This window comes from Bizionia argentinensis JUB59, from assembly GCF_000224335.1.
GTDB classification, from domain to species: Bacteria; Bacteroidota; Bacteroidia; order Flavobacteriales; family Flavobacteriaceae; genus Algorimicrobium; species Algorimicrobium argentinense.
On the sequence record NZ_AFXZ01000048.1, the window covers coordinates 1 to 17,296 of the forward strand.

15 protein-coding genes and 1 pseudogene are annotated in these 17,296 nt (G+C 34.1%); 12 read left to right on the plus strand and 4 right to left on the minus strand.

The features are described from left to right. The 4 genes and pseudogenes from BZARG_RS15795 to BZARG_RS11995 all read left to right on the plus strand — a co-directional run. Positions 1-219 (plus strand): annotated as a pseudogene (locus BZARG_RS15795) (Curli production assembly/transport component CsgG); the annotation flags it as partial. 36 nt (positions 220-255) lie between these two features. Further along, complete coding sequence (locus BZARG_RS11985) at positions 256-1,437, plus strand: AIR synthase related protein (RefSeq protein WP_008638781.1); 1,182 nt, start codon at positions 256-258, stop codon at positions 1,435-1,437. 27 nt (positions 1,438-1,464) lie between these two features. Next, entirely contained in the window at positions 1,465-2,433 is a 969-nt protein-coding gene (locus BZARG_RS11990) for a DUF3078 domain-containing protein (protein ID WP_008638796.1), read from the plus strand. 171 nt (positions 2,434-2,604) lie between these two features. Next, positions 2,605-5,160 (plus strand): adenosylcobalamin-dependent ribonucleoside-diphosphate reductase, encoded by a 2,556-nt coding sequence (locus tag BZARG_RS11995; RefSeq protein WP_040288646.1) that lies wholly within the window; start codon positions 2,605-2,607, stop codon positions 5,158-5,160. 57 nt (positions 5,161-5,217) lie between these two features. Here BZARG_RS11995 and BZARG_RS12000 read toward each other — a convergent pair whose 3' ends face one another. Next, positions 5,218-5,877 carry an ATP-binding cassette domain-containing protein gene (locus BZARG_RS12000; protein ID WP_008638786.1) on the minus strand — a complete coding sequence of 220 codons (660 nt, stop codon included), beginning with the start codon at positions 5,875-5,877 and terminating at the stop codon, positions 5,218-5,220. Between the two features lie 391 nt (positions 5,878-6,268). Between BZARG_RS12000 and prfA the strand changes: the two genes are divergently transcribed. The 6 genes from prfA to BZARG_RS12035 all read left to right on the plus strand — a co-directional run bounded on the left by prfA (position 6,269) and on the right by BZARG_RS12035 (position 11,639). After that, on the plus strand, positions 6,269-7,345 hold the full coding sequence (gene prfA / locus BZARG_RS12010) for a peptide chain release factor 1 (RefSeq protein ID WP_008638769.1): 1,077 nt from the start codon (positions 6,269-6,271) through the stop codon (positions 7,343-7,345). Positions 7,346-7,452: 107 nt separating this feature from the next. Further along, the gene (locus BZARG_RS12015; protein WP_123766952.1) at positions 7,453-8,259 is read left to right on the plus strand and encodes a zinc ribbon domain-containing protein; all 807 of its coding nucleotides are present in this window, start codon (positions 7,453-7,455) and stop codon (positions 8,257-8,259) included. A 42-nt stretch (positions 8,260-8,301) separates the two neighbouring features. After that, positions 8,302-8,979 (plus strand): hypothetical protein, encoded by a 678-nt coding sequence (locus BZARG_RS12020; RefSeq protein ID WP_040288648.1) that lies wholly within the window; start codon positions 8,302-8,304, stop codon positions 8,977-8,979. Positions 8,980-9,144: 165 nt separating this feature from the next. Next, the gene (locus tag BZARG_RS12025; RefSeq protein ID WP_040288650.1) at positions 9,145-9,909 is read left to right on the plus strand and encodes a hypothetical protein; all 765 of its coding nucleotides are present in this window, start codon (positions 9,145-9,147) and stop codon (positions 9,907-9,909) included. Positions 9,910-10,036: 127 nt separating this feature from the next. Then, complete coding sequence (gene pyrF / locus BZARG_RS12030; RefSeq protein ID WP_008638767.1) at positions 10,037-10,858, plus strand: orotidine-5'-phosphate decarboxylase; 822 nt, start codon at positions 10,037-10,039, stop codon at positions 10,856-10,858. Further along, the gene (locus BZARG_RS12035; RefSeq protein ID WP_008638783.1) at positions 10,848-11,639 is read left to right on the plus strand and encodes an ABC transporter substrate-binding protein; all 792 of its coding nucleotides are present in this window, start codon (positions 10,848-10,850) and stop codon (positions 11,637-11,639) included. The genes pyrF and BZARG_RS12035 overlap by 11 nt, the downstream gene beginning before the upstream one ends. Here BZARG_RS12035 and BZARG_RS12040 read toward each other — a convergent pair. From BZARG_RS12040 to BZARG_RS12050, 3 genes are all read right to left on the minus strand, one after another. Then, the gene (locus BZARG_RS12040) at positions 11,608-11,820 is read right to left on the minus strand and encodes a Lacal_2735 family protein (protein ID WP_008638790.1); all 213 of its coding nucleotides are present in this window, start codon (positions 11,818-11,820) and stop codon (positions 11,608-11,610) included. The two genes, BZARG_RS12035 and BZARG_RS12040, sit on opposite strands and share 32 nt — an antisense overlap. Before the next feature lie 76 nt (positions 11,821-11,896). Then, positions 11,897-12,100: a Lacal_2735 family protein gene (locus BZARG_RS12045; protein WP_040288655.1), complete on the minus strand. Its 204-nt coding sequence runs from the start codon at positions 12,098-12,100 to the stop codon at positions 11,897-11,899. 146 nt (positions 12,101-12,246) lie between these two features. After that, entirely contained in the window at positions 12,247-12,954 is a 708-nt protein-coding gene (locus BZARG_RS12050) for a DUF4197 domain-containing protein (protein WP_008638771.1), read from the minus strand. Positions 12,955-13,185: 231 nt separating this feature from the next. On the opposite strand from BZARG_RS12050, the gene BZARG_RS12055 reads away from it, so the two are divergent. Both BZARG_RS12055 and BZARG_RS12060 read left to right on the plus strand, forming a co-directional pair. Next, a complete protein-coding gene (locus BZARG_RS12055) occupies positions 13,186-16,626 on the plus strand; it encodes a methylmalonyl-CoA mutase family protein (protein ID WP_008638773.1) in 3,441 nt (1,146 codons plus the stop codon). A gap of 139 nt (positions 16,627-16,765) precedes the next feature. Further along, positions 16,766-17,260 (plus strand): transposase, encoded by a 495-nt coding sequence (locus tag BZARG_RS12060; protein WP_008638775.1) that lies wholly within the window; start codon positions 16,766-16,768, stop codon positions 17,258-17,260. Positions 17,261-17,296 lie beyond the last annotated feature (36 nt).

Genomic DNA, 17,296 nt, shown 5'->3' on the forward strand with positions numbered 1-17,296 from the left:
TATGTACTTTATGAAGGTCTAGATTTAAGGTTTTTTGGTGAGTACAATGAAATTTTAAGAGATGAATTAGATGCTGGTGTTAATGAAGATTCAGATGATGTTTACTGGCGAATCGCCTTTGGTATTAATTTCTATTTTGGTGGGAAAAAGAAGAAAGCCAAGTTATTAGAGTCTGTTCCAACAATTCTTAAAACTAATACAATTCCTAATGATAAATAGATAACAATTCTTATTTTTGTAGCTCAATTTTAGAATATGAGTCAAGAAGTCAGTAAACGATATGCACAACGTGGTGTTTCAGCCTCAAAAGAGGATGTTCATAACGCAATAAAAAATATAGATAAAGGCTTGTTTCCAAAAGCATTTTGTAAAATAGTCCCAGATTATTTAACAAACGACCCTGACTATTGTCTAATTATGCATGCGGATGGCGCTGGTACCAAGTCATCTTTAGCTTATATGTACTGGAAAGAAACCGGGGATTTATCAGTATGGAAGGGTATTGCTCAAGATGCTTTAATTATGAATATTGACGATTTGCTCTGTGTTGGTGCAACAGATAATATTATGTTGTCTTCAACTATTGGGCGTAATAAAAACAATATTCCTGGAAGCGTATTGTCTGCTATCATTAATGGAACTGAAGAGCTTATTGAAGATTTAAAAACCTTTGGTGTTACTATTCATTCTACCGGCGGTGAAACAGCCGATGTTGGAGATTTAGTACGGACAATTATTGTTGATTCTACTGTAACTGCTCGAATGAAGCGCGCAGATGTTATTGATAATGCCAATATTAAAGCTGGCGACGTTATTGTAGGTTTGGAATCTTTTGGTCAAGCGACCTATGAAAAAAGCTATAACGGCGGCATGGGAAGTAATGGATTAACTTCAGCAAGACATGATGTTTTCCATAAATATTTAGCTGAAAATTATCCAGAAAGTTATGATGCAGCAGTTCCTAGTGAATTGGTGTATTCAGGAGCTATGAAGTTGACAGATAGTGTTCCAGATTCGCCAATAGATGCTGGGAAGCTGGTGTTGTCACCTACACGAACTTATGCGCCAATAATTAAAAGTATTCTTGATAAATATACCAGTGACACTATTCACGGAATGATTCATTGTAGTGGTGGCGCTCAAACTAAAATTTTACATTTTATAGATAATTTGCATATTGTAAAGGATAATCTATTTCCTGTTCCGCCGTTGTTTAAGCTTATTCAGGATCAATCTAAAACAGATTGGAAAGAAATGTATCAAGTGTTTAACTGTGGGCATCGTATGGAATTATATGTAGATCCAAAAGTGGCTAAAGAAATTATAGCAATATCTAAATCTTATAATGTTGATGCTAAAATAGTTGGTCGTGTAGAAGCTTCTTCAGAGAAACAACTGACAATAAATAGTGAGTTCGGGGAGTTCATATACCAATAGATTATCAATTTTTTAAAGGGTATTGTAATGCATAGGTTTTTATTTTTTTTTGTTATTCTGCTTACTCAATTTGCGAGTGCTCAGCCAGATTCTTTATATTTTAAGCCTGCTTTAAACCCCAATTTACCCGTTTGGAAAAATAAGAACACCGCTGGATTGGATATAAATGAAGTGGCCTTTGTAAATTGGAACTCGGGAGGTAGTAATTCCATTTCGGGGCTTATTGGTGTTAATAGTAGTTTGCGTTATGAGTACAGAAATTTTATATGGGATAGTAATTTATCTGCTCGTTATGGACTGAATAAGCAAGAAGATCAGGAATTTCGAAAAACAGACGATTTACTTGAAATTCGTTCCAGTTTAGGTTTTAGGAAAAATAAAAGGACAAATTGGTATTATTCTGCACGTTTTAATTTTAAAACACAATTTGCAAATGGGTACAATTACCCAAATACAAGCAATGAAATATCGAAGTTTATGGCGCCGGGATATTTATTTCTTGGTGGTGGTATTGAATATGGCAAAAATATAGATAAATTTTCTATGTATTTCTCACCATTGACACTCAAAACAACCTTTGTTTATGATGAGGCCCTATCGGATTCTGGTGCATTTGGTGTTGTGCCGGCGGAGTATAATGCTGATGGCGATTTAATTCGTTCTGGAGAGCGGGTTAGAAAAGAATTAGGGATATTATTAACGAGTACATACGAAGCGGAAGTATTTGAAAATGTAAAAATTCGAAACCTTATGAGTTTTTATACTGATTATATTAACGATTTTGGAAATGTAGATATAGACTGGGAAGTTGTTTTCGATTTTAAAGTAAATAATTTTGTCCGTGCTACTTTAGGTTCGCATTTGCGCTATGATAATGATATTAAAATACAAAAAGAGGTAGTGAATGGAGATACTGGTGATTCAGAGTATGTTGACCTCGGTGCGCGTGTGCAGTGGAAGCAATTATTAGGTGTTGGCGTTGTTTATGAATTCTAATTAAACAAAATTATTTGTTAACTTTTTAATCTAAAAAATAGCTAACTATCTGATTTTTAGGTTTTTCATCATTTTTATTGAAAACTTTATGTTTTTTAATGTGAGTTAAGTTTAAAATTTTGACGTTCTTTACACTTTGTAAAAGCTATTAAATTTTAAATACTGCAACACATGTCCACACAGTCCAAAACCACCGAAATTCCAAAAAAATATACGCAAGAAGAAGCTTTTGAAGCTTCAGTAAAATACTTCAAAGGCGATGAGCTTGCAGCACGCGTTTGGATTAATAAGTATGCCTTAAAAGATTCTCAAGGTCATATTTATGAATTAACGCCTAACGATATGCATGTGCGTATTGCTAAAGAAATTGCTCGCGTTGAAGCGCGCTACCCAAATCCACTTTCAGAACAAGACGTATTCGACTTAATAAAAGACTTTAAATATATCGTGCCACAAGGTAGCCCAATGGCAGGAATAGGTAATCCATATCAAACGGCCTCACTTTCAAACTGCTTTGTGATTGGTAATGAAGGCGACTCAGATTCTTACGGTGGTATCATGAAAATTGATCAGGAACAAGTACAATTAATGAAGCGTCGTGGTGGTGTTGGTCACGATTTATCGCATATACGTCCTAAAGGTTCACCGGTAAAGAATTCAGCTTTAACGTCCACTGGTATTGTTCCGTTTATGGAGCGTTATTCAAATTCTACGCGAGAAGTCGCTCAAGATGGTCGTCGTGGTGCTTTAATGTTGTCGGTTTCTATTAATCATCCAGATTCGGAAGATTTTATCGATGCGAAATTAGAACAAGGTAAAGTTACTGGTGCTAATGTTTCCGTGCGTATTGATGATGCTTTTATGAAAGCCGTTAAAAACAATGGCGAATACACTCAGAAATATCCAATTTTTAGTGCTTCACCTAAATTCTCTAAAACAATTGATGCCAACGGTATTTGGAAAAAAATTGTTCATAATGCTTGGAAATCAGCTGAACCTGGAATTTTATTTTGGGATACTATTATTAATGAATCGGTGCCAGATTGCTATGCCGATTTAGGTTATAAAACAGTTTCAACAAATCCTTGTGGCGAAATTCCTTTATGCCCTTATGATTCTTGTCGTTTATTGGCTATAAATTTATTGTCTTATGTGGATAACCCATTTACAAAGCAAGCGTCTTTCGACTTTGAGTTGTTTAAAAAACACGTGGTTGTTGCGCAGCGGATTATGGATGATATCATTGATCTAGAATTAGAGAAAATTGATGCCATTTTAGAGAAAATTGAAGCCGATCCAGAACATGCCGATATTAAAGAAACGGAGCGAAATTTGTGGATAAACATTCAGAAAAAAGCACAAGAGGGTAGACGTACAGGTATTGGTATTACTGCGGAAGGCGATATGTTGGCCGCTCTAGGTATTCAATATGGTAGTGAAGCTGGAAATGATTTTTCGGTTGAAGTTCATAAAACATTAGGTATTGAGGCGTACCGGGCTTCTGTAATGGCAGCCAAAGAACGTGGCGCTTTTGCTATTTTCGATGCGGAACGTGAGAAAAATAATCCGTTTATTCTGCGCTTAAAAGAAGCTGATGAAAAACTATACTTTGATATGCTAGAGCATGGTCGTCGTAATATTGCATTATTAACGATTGCACCAACAGGAACAACCAGTTTAATGACGCAAACATCGTCGGGAATTGAGCCTGTTTTTATGCCAGTTTATAAGCGTAGACGTAAAGTAAACCCTAATGATAAACACGTTCGCGTAGATTTCGTGGATGAGGTTGGCGATTCATGGGAAGAATATGTTGTATTTCACCACCGTTTTAAACAATGGATGGAAGTGAACGGTATTGATTCGTCTCAAAATTTCTCGCAACAAGAGTTAGATGATTTAATTAAAAAATCACCGTATTACAAAGCTACTTCTAATGATGTGGATTGGTTAAGTAAAGTAACCATGCAAGGCGCTGTACAGAAATGGGTGGATCATTCTATTAGTGTAACCATCAATTTACCAAACGATGTAAGTGAAGAGCTAGTTGGCGATTTATATATGAAAGCCTGGGAAGTCGGTTGTAAGGGTGTAACTGTTTATCGTGATGGATCGCGTTCTGGTGTGCTTATTTCAAATGATGAAAAGAAGAAAGAGGATACAGAAACCTTAACAAATTTCCCTGTAAAACGTCCAGAAGTTTTAGAAGCAGATGTTGTTCGTTTACAGAATAAGAAAGAAAAATGGATTGCTTTTATCGGGTTAATTGACGGGAATCCTTATGAGATTTTTACAGGATTAGCAGATGATGAAGATGGTATTTTAATCCCGCGTTGGGTTGAAAAAGGTGTCATTATGAAAAGTAGAAATACCGATGGGTCATCGCGATACGATTTTCAATATGAAAACAAACGCGGCTATAAAACAACCATTGAAGGTTTGTCTCATAAGTTTAATCCTGAATACTGGAACTACGCTAAATTAATTTCAAGTACGCTTCGTCATGGGATGCCGATTGATAATATTGTGGAATTAATAAATAGTTTACAATTGGATAGTGAGTCTATCAATACATGGAAAAATGGTGTTGGTCGTGCTTTAAAGCGTTATGTTGCCGATGGTACTACGGCAAAAGGGCATACGTGCTCAAACTGTAAATCTGAAAACTTGATTTATCAAGAAGGCTGCTTGACTTGCAAAGATTGTGGGTCTTCAAAATGTGGATAATTCATTTTTATAAGTAGAAAAGATAAGAAGCTATTTCAACAGGAATAGCTTCTTTTTTTATAATGAATTTTCACTGATATACTTATAATCTTCCAGTGTTTTTAAATCAGTAATTAGTTTGGAATGTCCATTCTTTATTAAATATAAATTATCGCTTGTATCAATAATATCCCGGTATAAATGATCGGTAATAATGATAATTTTTCGCTTTTTTTCTTCTGAAATAAGCTGTTTAATAACTTCGATATACAAAGGTGCCACATGCGAAAAGGGTTCATCTAAAAGGACTATTTTCACGGGGCTTTTTAGTAATAAATAAGTTTCTACCACGCGACGTTCGCCACCGGAAAGCTCACGGAATTTAAAGTTTTTGTAAATAGCGAAGGATTCGAATATTGTTGAGAATTCCTGCCAATCTACTTTAAATAATTTAAAAGCTGTATCTAGTTTTAAGCCATTTGGCGCTATAGGTAATTGCGGTAAAAAGTGGGCTAATTTAGTTTTATAAAGTGGTTTTAAAATAGGTTTGCTATCCAAGCGTACTAACTTATATTTAGGTTTTAGTGTGCCAAAAATAATGTTAAGTAAGCAACTTTTTCCACAACCATTGCTGCCTAAAATCCCTGTAACTTTGCCAGTTTCAGCTTTCAGATAAATGCCATTAAGAATGCGCTTTTCTTTAAAATACAATTCGACATTATCTATTTCTAAAATCATATAAAAACGTTAAACACTTTAAAAAAGAGACTTGTTATTAAGATATCTATAATATACAATACACTGAATAATTTTAAAGTCGAAATGCCTAAATTCTTATAGAAAATAAGTTTTCGCTTTGCGGTCGTTTCGGATAAGAAATACCATAAAAAAGTGAGTAAAAAAAGCTTTGCTGCGCATATAACGATGAAATCTGAATCAACCGATATTAAAAATAGTGTCACGCCTAAAGACCAAAGCACGTAGGGTTTGTAGAATAATAATATGGCGCCAAAACGATTCATCATATATTGAAAACGAGCATAAATAGTAATTATTTTTTAAAGACCGCAATATAAAATATATCAATTCATAAATTATCGTATTTTTGTTAAACAATTTAAGAAGCTAGATGTTAGATAAATTACAAATAATAAAGCAACGTTTTGATGAAGTGAGTGATTTAATCATTCAACCTGATATCATGACAGATCAAAAACGATATGTCGCTTTAAACAAAGAATACAAAGATTTACGTTTGTTAATGGATAAGCGTGATGAATATATAGAGTTTACAGATAACTTAAAAGAGGCTGAAGAAATCATGTCGGATAGTAATGACTCCGAAATGGTGGATATGGCTAAAATGCAATATGACGAGGCTAAAGATGGGATTCCGAAACTAGAGGATGAAATTAAATTTCTTTTAATTCCGAAGGATCCAGAAGACGCCAAAAATGCCGTGGTTGAATTACGAGCAGGAGCAGGGGGTGACGAAGCGAGTATTTTTGCAGGCGATTTATTCCGTATGTATTCTAAATACTGCGAGAATAGAGGCTGGAAAGTTGATACGGTAGATTATAGTGAAGGAACTAACGGTGGATTTAAAGAGATTCAATTTGAAGTTTCTGGCGATAATGTTTATGGTACCTTAAAATTTGAAGCTGGTGTGCATCGTGTTCAACGTGTGCCGCAAACAGAAACTCAAGGTCGTGTGCATACAAGTGCTGCAACCATGATGGTATTTCCGGAAGCCGAAGAATTTGATGTTCAAATAGAAGCAAAAGATGTACGTATAGACTATTTCTGTTCGTCTGGTCCAGGTGGCCAGTCGGTAAACACAACCTATTCGGCGGTTCGTTTAACACACGTTCCAACAGGTTTAGTGGCACAATGTCAGGATCAGAAATCGCAGCATAAAAACAAAGAGAAAGCTTTTAAAGTATTGCGTTCCCGTTTGTACGATTTGGAGTTGGCCAAAAAAATGGAAGAAGATGCCGCTTTACGTGGAACCATGGTAACATCGGGTGATAGAAGTGCTAAAATCAGAACGTATAACTACCCGCAAGGTCGTGTAACCGATCATAGAATTGGACTAAACCTCTACGATTTATCCAATATTATGAATGGCGATATTCAAAAAATTATTGACGAATTAATGTTGGCCGAAAACACCCAGAAGCTAAAGGCAAGTGACGAACACATATAAATTAAAGCCTCCTTTTAGGAGGTATTTTTTTGTGGAATATTAATATAACTTGCGATATCCGGAAGTTAGCAAATATTAAAAAAACAATCCACCTGAAATTTATGAAATTGACAAATAAACTTTTTATTATATTTATTTTTATTGCGAGTATTACTTATGCCCAAGATTGGGTTAAGACAGATATAACTGAATTTGCAAGTATAGATTTTCCTGTAAAAAGTGAATTAATTGAAACCCAAAGAGAAACTGTTTATAATGCGAAAGATGAATTTGCATATTATATAGTAAGCATTAGAAAACTAACAGACCAACAAAGTTCTCAAATAACTAACGAAGATATTCCGAATATATATCGAGGTGTAGCAGATGGAGCTATAGCATCATCAAATGCAGAACTTGTTTCAATGAATGAAATCTACATCCACCAAATTCCAGCCGTAGAATTGGAATATAATGCTCAATCCAATCCAGATTTACCAAGTCAGAGATTTAAGCGGATAATTTATTTAGATCAAAATATAATTAGTATCGATTTTTGGCCTTTAACAAATCAGAAAGATATAACCAATGAAAAGAAGGCAAAGTATTTCAATTCATTTTTAATCAATTCTAATGATGTTGATAAAACTTCTGCAACTGTTAATCAGGATATTGATAAGTCTAATTCAGACTTCGAAACTGGACTTATTATAGGGCAAATTATTTTTTATGTTATTCTCATTTCATTTTTGATTGGTATTGTTTTCTTAATTCGCTATTTGATTAAGAAAAATAGAAAGAAAAAAACACCATTTCATAACGAAGAACAATCTCGAGCGAAAGTCACAAAAATAATATGCCAAAATTGCAACTTTGAAAATAAAATCGAAACTAAATTTTGTTCAAGTTGTGGTTACGAATTGACCAAGGTTTAGGAGAAAAAGTAAAATAACATTTGCTAACACCGTATATAAGCTATGGCTTGGTCAGTCCTCACTTGGAAAATCCTGCGGATTTTCCAAAGCCATTTTTTATTTGGAGAGGTTCGTGCAAAAATACGCCACAGCTCATATACATCAACGTTACCTGTAATTATGAAAAACATACTGCTTGCCATAATATTTTTACCTTTTTTGACTTTTAGTCAATCAACTAAAACCTACTTGGGATTAATTGATGAAGCAAAAACAAATAAAAGTGCAAACCAAATTGAAAAACTGATTATAGGAACGTGGGAATTTGATAAACTAACAGATAGTAACGGAAAAACAATATCTGAAATCACGCATTTTATAAATGACACGATAACTGCAAATGAAATTGTTTGGCGACCAAGTATGCGAATTGAAAAAGACGGAACTTACAAATTAATGGGCTGTGAAAATCCCTATAATTGCGAATCTGGAAAATGGGAATATGACCGAGAGCACAAACTATTTCGAATGACTTATGACGAACCAAAATATAATGTTCCGATTGATAAACTCGCACCGGGACTTTTGGAACAATTAAGAGAGTCTGGTTCATTAATAGAATTTACGAAAAACGAAATAGAATTTGCGGAAATCACTCAAACGGAATTGAAAGTTTTTGAACTTTTAGAAAGTGATGGAACCGAATTTAAGTATAATTTAATAGTGTATCGGAAAAAATAACTACAGGTAACAATGTGTATAAGCAATGGCTTGTTCTCGCTTACTTGGAAATTCCTGCGGAATTTCCACAGGCTCGGTCAATTTTTACTATTTTAGGTGTTTATCCCACGCAACTAATCTTACTCCAAACGTTCTTAAAACATACTAATAACAACCTAAAAACAAATGAAAAAAATTAAAATCACCGTATTTATTATCTCTTTACTGACTTTAACAAGCTGTGAGATCGTGCAAGAAACTAGATTTGAAGCTAATGGTAGTGGGAAGTACAGTTTAGGATTCGACTTGTCGGAAATGATGAAGATGGGAGGCGGTACCGAATCGGGAGAAAAAAATAAACAGTTAGATACCTTAATAGTTTTTTCGGAATTTTTAGTAGCAAAGAAAGACAGTATATCAAAATTGAGCAAAGAAAAGCAAGATAAAATAAAGCAATTGGAGAAATTTAGCCTTTATGTTAAGGCGGATTCAGTATCTAAAAAATTCGAAATGAAAATCAGTTATGATTTTGATAATATTGCAGAATTGAAATTATTCGGAGAAAAATTAAAAGGACAAAATATTAAAGAATTGGAGTTGTTATCTGATAAAACTAAAGACATAAATAAAGATGAAGATAGCGGCATACCAGATTTTAATAAATCTTATAATACAACCTTTAATAAAGATATGTTTTCTGTAAAAATAACGCCCGAAGGAATTGCAGAAGCAGAGAAAACTAAAGATACAACTATGACTAAAGATAATCCTATGGCGGATTTGATTAGATTTAAGTCGAGATATTTGTTTCCATATAAAATAGAAAATGTGGATAATGAAAATGTTAGAATTTTACCCAGTTTTAAAGGCATTGAAATTTCTGGAAACTTATTTGAAATAAATAATAACCCTAAATTTTTTGATGTAAATATAGAATTTGAACACGAATAGAAACAATAAAAAAGCTTATCAAAAAAGTGTGTTTATAATCTGATATTTTCAGTCTTTATAATTTTTATGTGGCTAAATACAAAGTAAATAATTAACCGTATACGCCTCTGGAGGCTTAAGGAAACCTATGACAACAGAACAACTAACCGATCAAATTAAAAAAAAACAATCCTTTTTATGTATTGGATTGGATGTGGATTTAAGTAAAATTCCACAGCACTTACTAACGGAAGACGATCCTATTTTCGAGTTCAATAAAGCTATTATCGATGCGACACATCATTTATGTGTTTCTTACAAACCCAATACGGCGTTTTACGAAGCTTATGGTATAAAAGGGTGGCAAGCACTAGAGAAAACCATTAATTACCTGAATGAAAAGCATCCGGAAATTTTTACAATTGCCGACGCTAAACGTGGCGATATTGGTAACACGAGTAGCATGTACGCCAAAGCTTTTTTTGAAGATTTAGTTTTTGATAGTGTAACCGTTGCACCATACATGGGAAAAGATTCTGTCGAACCTTTTTTAGCATTTAAAAATAAACATACCATTCTTTTAGCTTTAACATCTAACGAAGGAGCTTTCGACTTTCAAACGAAACTAGTGGACGGCAAAGAAATGTATAAGCAGGTTTTAGAAACTTCAAAGACTTGGGAGAATGCAGAAAACTTAATGTATGTTGTAGGTGCAACAAAAGCGGAGTATCTAGCTGATATTCGTCAAATTGTACCAGAAAGCTTTTTACTCGTTCCAGGTGTTGGCGCCCAAGGTGGTAATTTACAAGATGTTTGCAAATATGGAATGTCGAAAAATGTGGGATTACTAATTAATTCATCACGAGGGATTATTTATGCTTCTAATCAAGAAGATTTTGCAGAAGCAGCTGCTAAAAAAGCCCAAAATATGCAACAGGAAATGGCCGTTATTTTAAAGAATGCAAATTAAAGATCAACTTCAAAGAGTCCTCAATTTCAAAGATACGCCAAAGCGTATTGTTTGCTTGGTGCCTAGTATTACTGAATTAATTTGCGATTTAGGTTTAGAAACATCACTTGTTGGTGTGACTAAATTCTGTGTTCATCCGCATCATATAATGAAAAATGTTACAGTGGTAGGTGGCACCAAACAGGTACATTATGATAAGATTCGCGCTCTAAATCCTGGTATTATTCTCTGTAATAAAGAGGAGAATACAAAGGAGATGACGCAGGATCTAGAAGCAATTGCACCGGTCCATATAAGCGATATGGAGACGATTGCTGACTGTTTGGAGTTAATCAAAATGTATGGTGATATTTTTAACTGTTCAGAAACTTCCTACAATCTTATTTCGAAAATAAAAGAAGCTGCATCCGATTTTAGAGAATTCATTAAAATACAACCGAAACGAAAAGTTTCCTATTTTATTTGGAAAGATCCATGGATGGTAGCAGCCAACGATACCTTTGTAAATTATTTATTGTCGTTGAATAATTTTGAGAATGCATTTCAAAATAAATCTCGCTATCCAGAAATTTCGTTAGATAAAACATATCCTGATGTAGATTTGGTTTTGCTATCTAGCGAGCCATATCCATTTAAAGAAAAGCATAAGTCTCTTATTTACCAACAATTTCCAAACGCCAAAATCCTTTTGGTGGATGGCGAAATGTTTTCTTGGTATGGAAGTAGACTCGTTTTAGCTTTTGATTATTTTAAAACGTTACATCGCAATGTTTTGAATTAATAATAAGTTGCTTTATTTTTCTAGCTTCATAATAAAGTACATCACTTAAACTTGCGTCTGTTGATTTTACGTTGTAAGCTTCTTCAATAAAACTTTTATATTTCTTCTCAAGTTCTTTCAAGCCTAATAATTGCTTTAAATCAACTTTTTTCTTTCCTATTCTACAAAATTGAGCGCTCATAATTATATGTTTTAAATAGATATACGAGTTTAGAATGTTTATTGGATTTCTGCTAAAAGTTAAAAATATTATAAAATTAAGTGGGTGTAATCGTTGTCGAAGTTTCTCTGTTTAAATACTTTAAGCGATTTAGTTTATTTAAAAGTTTAATCGCTTTATATTCGGAAATGTCACTTTGGGCAGAATCGGTTTGCCTTAAGTTATAGGCTTGCTCAATTAGCTGCTTATAACGCATTTGAAGTTTGATTTGGTTCTGCTTAAGTTTTGAGAGATTTTCCATTTTTTGCCATATTGATACTTAAATATATTTAAAAAATAGGAAAAGAGCAAATTAAAATTTGAAATTGTTCATAAAAAAAATCGGTTGTAAGAAAAACCGATTTTTAATTAATGCGAAATTGTACTTTAACAACTTGTATTGCCTGTTTAGTCCTGTAAAGCAAACACTTTTCTTAAAATATCTGTAGTCCGAGACGTGTATTTAGTACGAATGTCTTTTTCCTCAACCGCAATCATTTGATAAACACCTTTTAAAGCTTGATCTGTTACGTAATCTGTTAAATCTGGATTCACACTAGAAGTAAATGGAATGCTATTGTAGCGATTAATTAAGTTAGACCAAATTTGATCTGCGCCTACTTTTTTAAATGAATTGTTAATTATTGGTTGAAACTGGGCATATAATTCTGCTTTCGTTCTACCTGATAAATAAACGGTCGCAGCATCTTCATTACCTAATAATATAGATTTGGCATCATTAAATGTAATGTCTTTAACAGCATTGACGAAAATAGGCGTTGCGGTTCCAACAGCATCTTCGGCCGCACGATTTAAAACTTTTAAACCTTCATCAGCTAAACTTCCTAATCCAATATCGCGTAAAGCTTTATCAACTTTTTGTAATTCTTGAGGTAGTAAAATCTTTACTAATTCATTTTTATAAAAACCATCTTGTTTCATAAGTGTGCTAACTTGCTTGTCAATTCCTTGATCTAATGCTTGACGCAAACCAGCGGCTATATCGGCATTTGAAATTCCTGCCGTATTTTCCGGTAAATTATTAACTACTTGTTGCAATTCTGCACATGACGTTAAATTTAAAATAAGAACGAAAGTAATTAAGCGTTTTATCATGATTTTGTTTTATCGTATTTTAGCAAAGATAAATATTAACTGCTTATGTTTTTAAAAAGCTGTTTAATTTTATTGGCTCCTTAATATTGTCATAATATAAAGCTTTAAAGTCTATGTTATTTTAAAAGACCGATAGAAAAGAGTGAATTTACCTGCATCTCGTATTGCTTCCTTTAATTAATACAGGATTATTCCTTAAATTTGCAAAGCTAAAAAACACGTTTACTCCTAATGAAAGAAATTGCACGATATACTCCAAAATATAAAGTTCGAATAGTAACTGCTGCCGCGCTTTTTGATGGGCATGATGCTGCCATAAATATTATGCGTCGAATCATCCAATCTACTGGTGTGGAAGTTATCCACCTAGGTCACGATAGAAGTGTGGAAGAGGTTGTTAATACAGCCATTCAAGAAGACGCTAATGCCATTTGTTTAACGTCCTATCAAGGTGGACACAACGAGTATTTTAAATATATGTATGATTTGCTCACCGAAAAAGGTGCCAATCATATTAAAATCTTCGGAGGAGGAGGAGGAGTTATTTTGCCTTCAGAAATTAAAGAATTAATGGATTATGGTATTACCCGAATTTACTCGCCTGATGATGGTCGTGAAATGGGTTTACAAGGGATGATTAATGATTTAGTTGAAAAATCTGATTATGCCATGGGCGATAAATTAGATGATGAAGTAGATCATTTAGCTAGTAAGAATCCGAGGGCTATTGGTCGATTAATTTCTTCTGCTGAAAACTTTCCGGAAGTTGCAAAAAGTGCTTTAGATAAAATTCACGAAAAAAATAAAAAATCTAAAACACCTGTTTTGGGAATCACTGGTACCGGTGGTGCTGGGAAATCTTCTTTAGTAGATGAGTTGGTTCGTCGGTTTTTAGTCGATTTTCCTGAAAAAACTGTTGGTTTAATATCTGTAGATCCGTCCAAACGTAAAACTGGTGGAGCACTTTTAGGTGATAGAATTCGAATGAATGCTATTAACTCACCTAGAGTTTATATGCGTAGTTTGGCAACACGTCAATCCAATTTAGCATTGTCTAAATATGTTCATGAAGCTGTTCAGGTTTTAAAAGCAGCGGAATATGATTTAATTATTTTAGAAACATCAGGAATTGGTCAATCAGATACCGAAATTATAGAACACTCTGATGTCTCCCTCTACGTTATGACACCAGAATTTGGTGCTGCAACCCAATTGGAGAAAATTGATATGCTTGATTTTGCCGATTTAGTAGCTATCAATAAATTTGATAAACGTGGTTCTCTTGACGCCTTACGTGATGTAAAAAAACAATACATGCGTAACAATAACTTGTGGAGTACACCGCAAGACCAATTGCCTGTATACGGAACTATAGCGTCTCAATTTAATGACCCAGGAATGAATACGCTTTACAAAGCGATCATGGATACTTTGGTTGAAAAAGCAAATTTTGAATTAAAATCGACTTTTCATATTTCAGATGAAATGAGCGAGAAGATTTATGTTATTCCACCAGCTAGAATACGTTATTTATCTGAAATTGCTGAAAGTAATCGCTTTTATGATAAAACAGCCGATGAACAGGTAGAAGTTGCCCAAAAATTATATGGAATTTATAAGACAATATGTTCTGTGGCTAATGTGACAGAAAGTACTGTTGAAAAATCTTTCATTGGAAAGTTACGACTGGAAGATGAAACGATTTTGGAGTTAGCCGAGAATGCTGATGATAAAGAGTTTTTGAACCTTCTTATAAAAGAATTCGACCGCGTAAAAATGAATTTCGACCCATATAATTGGGAAGTTATCATTGGTTGGGATGAAAAAGTTAACACATATAAAAATCCGATTTATTCCTTTAAAGTTCGTGATAAAGAAATTAAAATTGAAACACATACCGAGTCTTTATCACATTCTCAAATACCAAAAGTAGCCCTGCCTAAATATCAAGCTTGGGGCGATATTTTAAGATGGTGTTTACAGGAAAACGTACCAGGAGAATTCCCATACACATCTGGATTATATCCATTTAAACGTACAGGTGAAGATCCAGCACGTATGTTTGCCGGTGAAGGCGGACCAGAACGTACCAATAGACGCTTTCACTATGTAAGTGCAGGTTTACCAGCCAAACGTTTGTCAACCGCTTTTGATAGTGTAACGCTTTACGGAAACGATCCTGATTTGCGACCTGATATTTATGGTAAAATTGGTAACGCAGGCGTTTCAATTTGCTGTTTAGACGATGCCAAGAAACTATATTCTGGTTTCGATTTAGCGAATGTTATGACATCGGTTAGTATGACAATCAATGGTCCTGCGCCTATGTTACTAGGTTTCTTTATGAATGCGGCTATAGATCAACAATGTGAGTTGTACATTAAAGAAAATGAATTAGAAAAAGAAGTAGAAGCTAAAATAGTCAAACTTTATAAAGGTAAAGTGCGTCCTAAATACTTGGGTGAATTACCAGAAAGTAATAATGGTTTAGGTTTAATGCTTTTAGGTGTTACTGGTGATCAAGTGCTACCTGCCGACGTTTATGCGGAGATTAAAAAGAATACTATTGCACAAGTTCGTGGAACGGTTCAAGCAGATATTTTAAAAGAAGATCAAGCTCAAAATACCTGTATTTTTTCAACTGAATTCGCTTTGCGATTAATGGGTGACGTTCAAGAATATTTTATTGAAAATAACGTTCGAAATTTTTATTCGGTATCTATTTCAGGTTATCATATTGCCGAAGCAGGCGCCAACCCAATTACCCAATTGGCATTAACGCTTTCTAACGGATTCACGTATGTAGAATATTATTTAAGTCGTGGAATGGACATTAATAAATTTGGTCCAAATCTATCGTTTTTCTTCTCCAATGGAATCGATCCAGAATATGCTGTGATTGGTCGTGTGGCAAGAAAAATTTGGTCGAAAGCCATGAAAAACAAATATGGCGCTAATGCGAGAGCGCAAATGTTAAAGTATCATATTCAAACCTCTGGACGTAGTTTACATGCTCAAGAAATTGATTTTAATGATATCAGAACTACGCTTCAAGCCTTATATGCTATTTATGATAACTGTAACTCATTGCACACAAATGCCTATGATGAGGCGATAACCACACCAACTGAAGAATCGGTTCGTCGTGCTATGGCAATTCAGTTAATTATTAATAAGGAGTTAGGTTTAGCCAAGAATGAAAATCCAATTCAAGGGTCATTTATTATAGAGGAATTAACCGATTTAGTAGAAGAAGCTGTGTTATTGGAATTCGATAGAATTACCGAACGTGGCGGTGTTCTAGGTGCTATGGAAACGATGTACCAACGTAGTAAAATTCAAGAAGAGAGTTTGTATTACGAAACATTGAAGCATAATGGTGAATTCCCAATTATTGGTGTAAACACCTTTTTAAGCTCCAAGGGATCGCCAACGGTTCAACCGGCAGAAGTTATTCGTGCCACAGAAGCCGAAAAGCAAAATCAAATTACAACGCTGAAAAATCTGCATGATTCTAAAGATACAACCGAGTTATTAAAAGATTTGCAAGTTAGAGCCATCCATAATGAGAATATTTTTGAAGCCTTAATGGATGTTTGTAAAGTGTGTAGTTTAGGAGAAATTACATCGGCATTGTTTGAGGTTGGTGGCCAGTATCGTAGGAATATGTAATTGCCTGTAGGGGCAGCTCGCGAGCTGCCCCTACAGATGCCATATTTTGATTTTATTTCGTGAATATTTAATTTTCAGTGTATTCGCGCTGAATTATTGATTATATTTAATTATCAGATTCCATCAAATCAATAATTAAATGAAAAACAGAAAACGAAATAGATTAAAAGGGTATGATTATTCCCGTGATAATTTATATTTCGTGACGGTTTGTGTTCAGGATAGATTGTGTTGTTTTGGTGAGGTTATTGATGTGGGCCAAGGGATAGCTCGCGAGCTGTCCGTACGGGAGGAAATTCCAGCCAAGTGCATCATGAAATTAAATGTGTATGGATTAATTGTGCAGGAAAGATTATTGTGGTTGCAGGAGCAATATCCGTATGTTGTTATAGATAATTTTGTGGTTATGCCCAATCATGTGCATGCCATTATTGAGATAGATCGTTTGCGAATTCCAGTTGTAGGAATTAAAATAAAATCCTTATCGAGTTTGATGGGCGCTTTTAAAACGACATCATCAAAATTAATTCATGAAATAGGTTTTCTTGATTTTTCATGGCAACGCTCTTTTCACTATCATATTAATAAAACGAAAATTGCGTATCAGAATATTTCCAATTATATAGATTTTTAATCTACAAAAGTGGCATGAAGACTCTCTCTCTCTCTC

Coding starts and splice junctions, on each gene's coding strand:
- BZARG_RS11985 (WP_008638781.1), top strand. CDS start 256: ATGAGTCAAGAAGTCAGTAAACGATATGCACAACGTGGTGTTTCAGCC.
- BZARG_RS11990 (WP_008638796.1), top strand. CDS start 1,465: ATGCATAGGTTTTTATTTTTTTTTGTTATTCTGCTTACTCAATTTGCG.
- BZARG_RS11995 (WP_040288646.1), top strand. CDS start 2,605: ATGTCCACACAGTCCAAAACCACCGAAATTCCAAAAAAATATACGCAA.
- BZARG_RS12000 (WP_008638786.1), bottom strand. CDS start 5,877: ATGATTTTAGAAATAGATAATGTCGAATTGTATTTTAAAGAAAAGCGC.
- prfA (WP_008638769.1), top strand. CDS start 6,269: ATGTTAGATAAATTACAAATAATAAAGCAACGTTTTGATGAAGTGAGT.
- BZARG_RS12020 (WP_040288648.1), top strand. CDS start 8,302: ATGGCTTGGTCAGTCCTCACTTGGAAAATCCTGCGGATTTTCCAAAGC.
- BZARG_RS12025 (WP_040288650.1), top strand. CDS start 9,145: ATGAAAAAAATTAAAATCACCGTATTTATTATCTCTTTACTGACTTTA.
- pyrF (WP_008638767.1), top strand. CDS start 10,037: ATGACAACAGAACAACTAACCGATCAAATTAAAAAAAAACAATCCTTT.
- BZARG_RS12035 (WP_008638783.1), top strand. CDS start 10,848: ATGCAAATTAAAGATCAACTTCAAAGAGTCCTCAATTTCAAAGATACG.
- BZARG_RS12040 (WP_008638790.1), bottom strand. CDS start 11,820: ATGAGCGCTCAATTTTGTAGAATAGGAAAGAAAAAAGTTGATTTAAAG.
- BZARG_RS12045 (WP_040288655.1), bottom strand. CDS start 12,100: ATGGAAAATCTCTCAAAACTTAAGCAGAACCAAATCAAACTTCAAATG.
- BZARG_RS12050 (WP_008638771.1), bottom strand. CDS start 12,954: ATGATAAAACGCTTAATTACTTTCGTTCTTATTTTAAATTTAACGTCA.
- BZARG_RS12055 (WP_008638773.1), top strand. CDS start 13,186: ATGAAAGAAATTGCACGATATACTCCAAAATATAAAGTTCGAATAGTA.
- BZARG_RS12060 (WP_008638775.1), top strand. CDS start 16,766: ATGAAAAACAGAAAACGAAATAGATTAAAAGGGTATGATTATTCCCGT.